Source organism: Bifidobacterium aesculapii (assembly GCF_001417815.1).
GTDB classification, from domain to species: domain Bacteria; phylum Actinomycetota; class Actinomycetes; order Actinomycetales; family Bifidobacteriaceae; genus Bifidobacterium; species Bifidobacterium aesculapii.
Genome location: NZ_BCFK01000065.1, coordinates 1 through 9,651 on the forward strand (window position 1 = coordinate 1; position 9,651 = coordinate 9,651).

General features: G+C 63.4%; 8 protein-coding genes and 1 pseudogene. 7 read left to right on the forward strand and 2 right to left on the reverse strand.

Annotated features, from left to right (window positions below):
* Nucleotides 1–80 precede the first annotated feature (80 nt).
* The 5 genes from BFAL_RS08620 to BFAL_RS08640 all read left to right on the forward strand — a co-directional run bounded on the left by BFAL_RS08620 (nt 81) and on the right by BFAL_RS08640 (nt 5,602).
* The gene (locus BFAL_RS08620; RefSeq protein WP_055427991.1) at nt 81–950 is read left to right on the forward strand and encodes a hypothetical protein; all 870 of its coding nucleotides are present in this window, start codon (nt 81–83) and stop codon (nt 948–950) included.
* Nucleotides 947–1,627: an alpha/beta hydrolase gene (locus BFAL_RS08625; RefSeq protein WP_055427992.1), complete on the forward strand. Its 681-nt coding sequence runs from the start codon at nt 947–949 to the stop codon at nt 1,625–1,627. Before BFAL_RS08620 ends, BFAL_RS08625 begins: the two co-directional genes overlap by 4 nt.
* A gap of 190 nt (nt 1,628–1,817) precedes the next feature.
* The gene (locus BFAL_RS08630) at nt 1,818–2,615 is read left to right on the forward strand and encodes a sulfite exporter TauE/SafE family protein (protein ID WP_269082771.1); all 798 of its coding nucleotides are present in this window, start codon (nt 1,818–1,820) and stop codon (nt 2,613–2,615) included.
* A 108-nt stretch (nt 2,616–2,723) separates the two neighbouring features.
* Nucleotides 2,724–4,796 carry a Na+/H+ antiporter gene (locus BFAL_RS08635; RefSeq protein WP_055427994.1) on the forward strand — a complete coding sequence of 691 codons (2,073 nt, stop codon included), beginning with the start codon at nt 2,724–2,726 and terminating at the stop codon, nt 4,794–4,796.
* A 362-nt stretch (nt 4,797–5,158) separates the two neighbouring features.
* Nucleotides 5,159–5,602 (forward strand): hypothetical protein, encoded by a 444-nt coding sequence (locus BFAL_RS08640; protein WP_055427995.1) that lies wholly within the window; start codon nt 5,159–5,161, stop codon nt 5,600–5,602.
* A gap of 84 nt (nt 5,603–5,686) precedes the next feature.
* On the opposite strand, the pseudogene BFAL_RS11910 reads toward BFAL_RS08640, so the two are convergent.
* Together BFAL_RS11910 and BFAL_RS11090 are read right to left on the reverse strand one after the other, a co-directional pair.
* Nucleotides 5,687–6,064, reverse strand: a pseudogene (locus tag BFAL_RS11910) (amidase domain-containing protein); the annotation flags it as partial.
* A 39-nt stretch (nt 6,065–6,103) separates the two neighbouring features.
* Nucleotides 6,104–6,301 (reverse strand): hypothetical protein, encoded by a 198-nt coding sequence (locus BFAL_RS11090; RefSeq protein ID WP_152973609.1) that lies wholly within the window; start codon nt 6,299–6,301, stop codon nt 6,104–6,106.
* A gap of 204 nt (nt 6,302–6,505) precedes the next feature.
* Between BFAL_RS11090 and BFAL_RS08645 the strand changes: the two genes are divergently transcribed.
* Nucleotides 6,506–6,967 (forward strand): nucleoside deaminase, encoded by a 462-nt coding sequence (locus tag BFAL_RS08645; protein ID WP_236691724.1) that lies wholly within the window; start codon nt 6,506–6,508, stop codon nt 6,965–6,967.
* Between the two features lie 408 nt (nt 6,968–7,375).
* Nucleotides 7,376–9,651, forward strand: a 2,276-nt coding sequence (locus BFAL_RS08650; RefSeq protein WP_055427996.1) for an alpha-galactosidase, incomplete at its 3' end; no start/stop codon positions are given.

The window sequence follows — 9,651 nt, forward strand, 5'->3', positions numbered from 1 at the left end:
CCCCCCCCCCCGCCCCCCCCCCCCCCCCCCCCCCCCCCCCCCCCCGCCCCCCCACCCCCGCCGCATCCACCCCCGCACCTGTGCCGCTGCCGCCCGGCGAAGCCGGCAAACGCATCCATACCGGTCGTGAAACCACCTATCATGCCGGGCATCGCGCGGGAGGCGCCAGCCGTCGGTTCGCACTCACCGCACTGCTCACCGGTCTGATCGCCATCGCGTTCGGCGTCGCCTCCGCGGCCCACGAGCTCGCCCCCGACTACCTCGACCCGGACGGCAAGGTGCCAGGCCGGTTCATCGCCATCGCCTGCGCGACGTTCATCGTCGCCACGTTCGTGCTCGTCATCATCGCCCGCGCGACGACCCCGCGCCGCACCAGCCATCGCGGCGTCGCCTCCGGCGGCATCATCGCGTTCGTGTTCGCCTCGCTGCTGCTTGCGCTCGGCGTGGTCGTCGGCGTGCTGTTCCCCTCCGGTCTGATCCGACCGAACATCCGCGACGAGGCGCCGGTCAACAGCGCCGACGGCATGCGGTTCGGCATCGAACGCGTCACCGGCGCGTGCAAGTCCGGCTGGAAGAGTCCCGACGTGAGCGGCTACCCCGGCGTCGAGAGCGCGTTCCTGTGCACGGACACGTGCGTCGCCTACATGACGTTCGATTCGGAAACCGTCGCCGACATGTACGCCGGAGCCGTCACCGGCACGATCGCCTCGACGCTTGAGGAGCATGCGGACGACGCCCGCGCGCAGGGGGACTGGTACACGTTGCGCGCGGGCCGGTGGCTCGCGTTCGGCACCAAGGAGAACATGACCGCGCTGCAGGGCGAATGGGGTGGTACGCTCGCCTCCGTAGACACGTCCGGTGCGTCCGGCACGAGCGAGTCTGGCACGTCCGCCGCGTCCGCCGCAACAGACACGTCGCAGTCATCGTCGAGCGAGGTGAAGTCATCATGACCATCGACCTGAACGTCGCACAGTATTCGCGCGGAGGCGGCGGCACGCACCCGTCGCATCCGCTGTTCCTCTGCCTGCACGGGTGGGGGTCGAACGAGATGGAGCTCGCGGATCTCATGCGCCAGATCGCGCCGTACAACGATTTCGCGAGTCTGCGCGGCCCGATCCGACTGGCGCGCGGCGACGCGTATTCGCCCGGAGCGTTCGCATGGTTCGGCGAGCGGATCCCATTCGGCGAGGACCTCGACCGCGACGCCTACGAAATGGCCCTTTCCATCGACCGGTGGGTGACGAACAACCTGCCGAACGAGCGCGAGGTCGTGCCGCTCGGATTCGCGCAGGGCGGCCTGCTCGCCGTGCACCTGCTGCGCGTCAACCCGAAACGCTACCGTGCGGTCATCTCCCTGTCCGGCTACATCGCGCCCGGTATCGTGCCCGGCACCGCGCCCGCCGACGGGCTCATCGAACGCTACAACATTCCGGTGTTCTACACGTACGGCAAGAACGACGACGTCGTGCCGAAATACGAGCTGTTCGCAGCGCAGGCGTGGCTGAACGAGCACACGTGGCTCACGACGAAAAGCTACCATGCGCTCGACCACAACGTGAGCCTCGAAGAGCTCGCCGATCTGCGCGAATGGCTGCTCGGCCACGACATCACGTCCGGCGTGCTGTAGCGCGAGGTGTCACGCGGGTGCGGCGTGCTGCGACGAGAGATGCGGCGGCCCGTGCGATAGGTGGAAACCGCGCCCCGTCCAGCACCCTCACGCTCCTACACTGGGCGGCGTGACCACACCAGCAGCACCGACTTCAGCCTCTACTCCAGCATCTACCGCGCCGACCGCAGCGACACCGGCTCCTTCGCCGATCGACGAGAACCATCTCGACGAATCCCCGCGCGGGCTCGTCATCATGGCCGTGGTCGGCGTGGCCGTGGGCATCCTGTCCGGCCTGTTCGGCATCGGCGGCGGCACCGTCATCGTGCCCGCGCTCGTCTGGCTCGGACTCACGCAGCGGCACGCGGCCGCCACCTCGATGATGGCGATCGTACCCACCGCGGTCTCCGGCGTCGCCTCCTACGCCATCGAAGGCGACGTGGATTGGATCGCCGCGCTTATCGTGTTCTGCGGCATGTTCGTCGGCGGGCAGATCGGCTCGTGGCTGCTCGCGAAACTGCCGGAACTCGTGCTGCGGTGGGCGTTCGTCGTGTTCCTGCTGTTCGTGATGGTCAATCAGGCCATGTCGAATCCGTCGCGCGATTCACGCATCGCGATGACCGCCGGCACCGTCATCGGACTCATCGTGTTCGGCGTGATCGCGGGCGTGCTCGCCGGACTGCTCGGCATCGGCGGCGGCGCGATCTGCGTGCCCGCCCTGTCGATCATCTTCGGCGCGAGCGATCTGATCGCGCGCGGCACGTCGCTGCTGGCGATGTTCCCGAACGCGATCACCACGTCCGTCGCGAACGCGCGCCGCCGCATGGTGCACGTGAAGGCTGCGCTCATCATCGGCGTCGTCGCCGCGCTCACCGCGCCGCTCGGCACGTGGATGGCCGCCGCCGTCACGCCGCGCGTCGGCGCGATCCTGTTCACCGTCTATCTCGCCGTGCTGCTCGTGCGTTCCGTGTTCGTCGCGATGAAGGCGACGCGCGCGGTGCACCGGTGACGGGCGCCGCGCGCGTGTTCGCGCCGCGCTCACGGCTCCTCACGTTTTCCTAACACGTTTCCTATAATCTGACCGACGGAGAGAAGACGGGTAGGAAGCGGGCGAACCATGGCTGTGTTGGAACTGATACTGTGCATCATCGCGGCGGTGGTGCTGTCGTCGTTCCTGAGCCGGTTCATTCCCAAAGTGTCCACGCCGCTCGTGCAGATCGCGCTCGGCGCGGCGATGACGCTGCTGCCGTTCCTACCCTCCGTGGAACTCAACCCTGAAGTCTTCATGGTGCTGTTCATCGCGCCACTGCTGTATCTGGAAGCGCACGACATCGACAAGTCCGCGCTGCTCAAAACCCTGAATCTGAGCCTGTCGCTCGCCATCGGCCTCGCCATCGCCACGATGGTGGCCGTCGGATTCACATTAAGCGCGATCTGGCCGGCCATGCCGTTGGCCGCGGCGCTCGCGCTCGGCGCCGCCCTCGGACCCACCGACGCGGTCGCCGTCAGCTCGCTCGGCAAGGAAGCCTCGCTGACATTGCGCCAACGCGGCGTGCTCAAAGGCGAATCACTGTTCAACGACGCCTCCGGCATCGTCGGCTTCCAGTTCGCGATCGCCGCGGCCGTGACCGGCGAATTCGCCGTGGGCGAGGCCGCCGGCGAGTTCGTCGTCTCGTTCACCGGCGGCGCCCTGTTCGGCATGGCGGTCGGTCTCGTCGTCAACTGGCTGTTCGAAACCGTGCGGTCGCTCGGCTGGGAGACCACCACCACGCGCATCCTCATGGAACTGTTCCTGCCGTTCCTGCTGTACCTCGGCGCGGAGGAGATGCACGTCTCTGGCATCCTGTCGGTCGTCGCCGCCGGACTGCTCGTGCGGTTCGACCGCACCGGCGTCGGACCGAACGTGGCACGCACGAACATCGTCGCCTCCAGCGTGTGGGGCGTGCTTTCGTTCACGCTCAACGGCGCCGTGTTCATCCTGCTCGGCATGCTGCTGCCGGGCGCGATGATCGCCAGCTGGTCCGACCCGTGGGTGAGCAACCAGCTGCTCATCACCGGCATCCTGCTCGTCACCGCCGTGGTCGTCGCGCTGCGGTTCGTGTGGGTGGCCGGCATGCTGCGCATCGCACGCGACGTCAACACCGGCAAACGCCGTCCGATGACGCCCGAACGGTGGCGTTCCGCCGCAGTGATGACGTTCGGCGGGCCGAAAGGCACCATCACATTGTCGCTGATGTTCACCGTGCCCTACTATCTGGCCGCCGGCACGCCGTTCCCCATGCGCGACGAACTCATCTTCATCGCCTCCGGCGTGATCGTGCTCACGCTGCTGCTCGCCAACTTCCTCCTGCCGTTGCTCGCCCCCAACCGCAACAAGAACGCGGGCGGCGAACTCAACGAGATCACCATCGAAGTGCTGCGGCGCACCGTCGAGGAACTCACCGGGCGCATCACGCCCGACAACCGCCGGGCCGTGCTCATGGTCATCGACTCGTACACGAAGCGCATCAGCCGTTTGAAGCACCGCATCGGCGCACTCGACCCGCAAGGCTACGGGCAGCTGCAGATCCGCGCGCTCGGGTGGGAGAAGCAGTTCGTGCACGCCCGACTGGAGGATGTCAAAACGCATCCCAATCCGGACAAGGCCGTGCAGGAGCTCAACGTGGAAGCGTGCGAACGCATGCTCGACCAGATCATGAACACGCTGCGCCACACCACCGCCGGCCCGGAGACGGGGCGTCTCGGATGGCAGATCAGCGGGCGGCTGCGCGGATGGCGGCATCGTACGATGAACCTGGTGAAACGCACCATCAACAAGATCCGCCGCACCACGCCGCTCGTCAGCGAAGACCAGATCTTCGCGACCATGCGCGCCCTGCAGGTCGACGCCATCGAGCACGTGATCGGCAAGCTCGGCGAGGAGATGGGCTACGACCGGACCAACACGGAATTCTGCTCCGCGCTGATCCTCGACTATCGTCGCGCCGAAGCGTCGCTCAGGTCGCGGCCGAACATGGAGGGCAGCGCGGCCGCCGCCGGTCAGGCCGAAGAGGTGAAGAAGCAAAGCTACGCCATCGAGCTCGGCGTAGTGCAGGACATGCTCGAAGCCGGCGACATCTCCCGATCCCAAGCCAGGGAGCTGCGCCGCAACATCTATGTGATGCAGGTAGATGCCGATTCCGGCATCTAGATTTGTTTTGGTTGCCTGTCGGCAACCCTTCGGCTGAAAACAGTCCACTGGACTGTTCTCTAGACGCCTCAGCAGGTCAATGCCGATTCCGGCATCTAGACCTGCATCACTGAGCCGTGAAGCGGACAGTCCAGTGGACTGTCCGTAGGCGAGGCCATATGGCAGTACCGCCGCCGCGCGGCGATTCCGTTCCGGTAGATGCCGATTCCGGCATCTAGCTTTGTTTCGGTTTATTGGCTTGGGGCATAGTTGACAGGTGTCTCGGGGCATGGTTGGCGCACACTCAACCGCAGTTTCGGCAAGCCTCAGATATCAATGGTTCCACCTAGAGTGATGGCATGCGTTCGAAGCGTAGGGTACTGATGGTCGCATCCCCCTTGATCATCGGCATCGCTGTGATGATGCTTGCTTATTTGGTAAACCGCCAGATGGGTTTCGCTCTGTTCCAGCCGCCTGTGGATTCGTCGAATACGCGCGTGTCGATATCGGAATCCAGATTGTTCACCCACAAGACACTGGATAAAGGTGTCGAGCACATCATCAACGACTCCTCATTCATGCGGGGATGCGAAATCAAAGCGATATCCTATACCGAGCAGGATTACTATAACGACCTCTCGAAACGCTCCGAAAAGGACGTCGACGGAACCCAAGCGAGTTTTGTGATGGAATACGCCTGTTCCAGTTTTAATTCCCGTACGATGTCGATGTCTCCCGCCGATTCCATCATATGGCGTCTGATGTATAGTCCTTCGGATTCAACGGATGGAACCGGCTGGAGAACAATCGCTCACGGAAATGGGTGAAAACGGTCAATCACGACCAGCGTAATCCCAATCCGTACCATCGTGCATTGGGGTGTGATTGATGTGCAATCTCCATCTCAACGCTTAGTGGAATGTTGTGACGATTGTTCGTTTTTGGGAAATATAGGTATTGAATCCCATTTTCCCATTAACAAAACTCCTATTCGCTTGAGTGACAATCACTGCATGGTCTTTGATGTGATTTACGCCTCCCCAATCAACATAAATTAGACCGCCGGTATCCATCCAGGGGGAGTCAAATGCGTTATAATAGTTGTTCTTCATGAACTGATAATTGAAATCTGCATTGTTCCAAGTCCATGTTGGTTTACCTATAACCAAGTTAGGTGCCCATAGGTTGATATCTTCTGTGTCGGTTGAAATTGCTGTTCGGTAAGGCACATTCGACTCATGAATTGCTTGTGAAACAAAATTCGTACAATTATTGTCAAAATATGGGTTTTTGGGGTTAAAATCATCTTTATCATCGCCGTGATAAGGCTAATCGGTCCATTTGAGTGCATAACGTATGCCATTCATGAAATCAGGAATGGAAGGAGTTCTGGCTGCGTTTGGATTGATGCCTGTCCAATTGCCCATTAGTCTGGCGACCAAAGCTTGTTCGTGCGTCATTCCCATATCATCAGACTTTTCTTCATTGAAAGGTTCAATTCTATTTTCCTTTACTGTATCAGACATGATTGAATCTGATATAATTAAATAATTGTCTGAACTGTCGCCTGAATCGATATGTGAATTCCTATTCGAAAAGACTGAGGAGAGATCCTTCGACAGACCGGCGAGTTCCAGTGTTAGGCGCAGATACAGATCTTTCGGGCCGTCGGTGGGTTGTAGCTGTGATTTGAGTGAGAATGCGGACGAGGCCGATGGGAATATGAGGATATGGATGTGAGCATGCGATACGACGAGGAGATGGGCGAGGCGATCGCGCTTGCACGCCGTGCCGCGCAGACCGGCGATGTGCCGGTCGGCGCGCTGGTGATCGACGCGCACGGCGTGGTTATCGGACGCGGATACAACACGCGCGAGGCGGCCGGCGATCCGCTCGCGCATGCGGAGATCATTGCGATGCGCGAGGCCGCGCAGACTCGCGGCGACTGGAATCTCGCCGACTGCACGCTCGTCGTCACGCTCGAACCATGCCCGATGTGCGCGGGCGCGTGCCTGCAGACCCGCATCGGGAACATCGTCTTCGGCGCGTGGGATGCGAAGCTCGGCGCCTGTGGATCCGTGTGGGATATTCCGCGTGATCCGCATGTCGGTCACGAGCCTGAAGTCCACGGCGGTGTGCGCGAGGGGGAATGCGCCGCGCTGCTCGCCGCCTTTTTCGCCGCTAGGCGCTGACCTGTTTGCGCTATCTCGTTGACGAGGGGTTGATACGGGGTGACGCGGACATCTATTGGGCTTACAAGGGGTGCCCGGACCGGGGTTTCGCGGGGATTCCAGGCCGTGGGGGCCGGTATTCCGCCATACACACCCGGGATATCAGGGTTTGGGCACCCCTTGCAGCGCAGATAGATATCCGCAACGCGCACAATGTACCCCTTGTAAACGAAGAAGGCATTTTCTTTCCAGCATCTGCGAACACTCCGCATCTTGGCAACGAAAACATGGTTGCCTACCATCGGGTATCAGCAGTAACCACAATCGGCGGCATCGGAGCATGGGCCGCATCCTGCGCGCACGCGCAGTAAGTGCCCGAGCCCCTCCGTCGGCTGCCGAACCCAGCGGAATCCCAGAGAATGGAGTGCAATGACGCGCATCGAACGCTTCACCGGAACGACTTCGGATGGCACCGGTGTCACCATCATCTACGCGGAACGTGCGGACGGCGGGTACGCCCGCAGCCTGCATGGCGCCGACGAGCGGGGCATGGCGTTCGCCCTCGCCTTCCCCGGCAGTGAACTGCCTCGGTTCGTGCACTGGGGAAGCCCCATCGCCGACCCGCAGACCCTCGTCAACCAGGTCGACGCATTGAAGCCGCAGCGCGTGTCCGGCGCACTCGACGAGACCGCGTGGCCGTCGATCCTGCCCACGCAGAGCGAATCCTGGATCGGTGCGAAACGCTTCGAAGTGCGTCGCGACGGTGTCGAGTTGTTCCCGAAGTTCACCGTCACCGATATCGCCACCACTATGGGCAAGCGCCCGGCCGTCGACGTATCCGGCGGCGTCGAGTCCGCCGCGCATGTGACGGATTCGCATGTGCCAGGCGTCACCGTCACCGCTGAGGACGCCGTACAGGGCGTGCGCCTCGTTTGGACTGCGGAACTGCTGCATGGCGGGCTCATCCGCCAGCGGGCGCAGATCGTGAACCTCGGTGCCGGCGCATTGGAGATAGGCAAGGTCGAGCTTGGGTTCCCGCTGCCCGCCGTCGCCACTGAAATCCTCACCACCACCGGCCATCATCTGCGCGAGCGTAGCCCGCAGCGCCAGCCGCTCACCGTCGGTCGGTTCGAGAAGGTCTCCATGGCCGGCCGCCCTGATTTCGACGCGAGCCTGCTGCTCAGTGCCGGCGTGCCCGGTTTCGGGTTCGAGCATGGCGAGGTCTACTCGGTGCATGTCGGGTGGAGCGGCAACAGTGTGCTCGCCGCGGAACGCCAGCCGTACACCGACGGCGTGATTGGCGGCGGCGAGGTGCTGTTCGGCGGTGAGATCGTCCTGCCGGGCGCCGCCGAGTACACCACGCCGTGGGTGTACGGCGCGACCGGCGATGGCCTCAACGAGGTCGCCGCGAGCTTCCACGCCTACCTGCGCGACTGCCATCCCGAGCTTGCCGTCAAGCCGCGGCCCGTCATCCTCAACACGTGGGAGGCGGTCTACTTCCAGCACGACTTCGACACCCTCAAGGCGCTCGCCGACAAGGCCGCCGAGACCGGAGTGGAACGGTTCGTCGTCGATGACGGATGGTTCGGCTCCCGCCGTGACGACACGTCCGGGCTCGGCGACTGGCAGATTGCGCCCGAAGTGTGGCCCGACGGCCCGAAGAGCCTCAAGGCGCTCGCCGACTATGTGCATGGCAACGGCATGGAGTTCGGCCTGTGGTTCGAGCCGGAGATGATCAACCCGGATTCCGACACGTACCGTGCGCACCCGGACTGGGTCTTGAAGCCTGCCGCGAACCGACTGCCGATGCAGGGGCGCTCGCAGCAGGTGATCGACCTGACCAATCCGGACGCCTACGCGTACATCTACGGCGCGATGGACGCGCTGGTGGGGGAGCTCGGCATCGACTACATCAAGTGGGATCACAACAAGCTCGTCACCGATGCGGTGTCGCCGCGCACCGGTCGCCCGGCCGTGCATGCACAGACGCTCGCCGTCTACCGCATCTTCCGAGACCTCAAGGCCGCGCATCCGGGATTGGAGATCGAAAGCTGCTCGTCGGGCGGCGGTCGCGTGGATCTCGGCATTCTGGAGCTGGCGGACCGCATCTGGGTGTCCGATTGTGTGGACCCGGTCGAGCGCGCGGACATCCAGCGTTACACGTCGCTGCTGGTGCCGCCGTGCATGATGGGCGAGCATGTGGGCGCGAGCCCAGCGCATTCCACGCAGCGCGCCACGAGCCAGGAGCTCAGGATGGCGATGGCGTTCTTCGGGCACATGGGCATCGAATGGAACCTGCTCAAGGAGCCGGACGAGGATGTGGAGAAGCTCGCCGAATGGGTCGCCGAGTTCAAGAAGCATCGCGCATGGTTCGCGATTGACACGTGCGTGCACGCGGACAACCCCGATCCCTCCGTGCGCGTGGATGGCATGGTCAAGCCGGACCGTTCCGCTGCGTTCTACCGGTTCACGCAGCTGACCACCTCGCAGACGTACCCGGCTTCGCCGGTGCGCCTGCCGGGGCTCGAACCGGATGCCACGTACTGGGTGGCGCCGCTGTGGCTCGACGTCGATCTCGAGGGGCTCCGCATCGGCAACGGGCAGTCGCCGCTCGGCTGGTGGAACGAGGCAGGTACGGTGATGACCGGCCGCGCGCTCGAAACCTACGGCCTGCGCCCGCCGAGCCTGCATCCTGCGCAGAGTGT

Excerpts from the sequence above, each read along its gene's own strand:
- BFAL_RS08625 (WP_055427992.1), top strand. The coding sequence starts at position 947 with ATGACCATCGACCTGAACGTCGCACAGTATTCGCGCGGAGGCGGCGGC.
- BFAL_RS08635 (WP_055427994.1), top strand. The coding sequence starts at position 2,724 with ATGGCTGTGTTGGAACTGATACTGTGCATCATCGCGGCGGTGGTGCTG.
- BFAL_RS08640 (WP_055427995.1), top strand. The coding sequence starts at position 5,159 with ATGGTCGCATCCCCCTTGATCATCGGCATCGCTGTGATGATGCTTGCT.
- BFAL_RS11090 (WP_152973609.1), bottom strand. The coding sequence starts at position 6,301 with ATGTCTGATACAGTAAAGGAAAATAGAATTGAACCTTTCAATGAAGAA.
- BFAL_RS08645 (WP_236691724.1), top strand. The coding sequence starts at position 6,506 with ATGGATGTGAGCATGCGATACGACGAGGAGATGGGCGAGGCGATCGCG.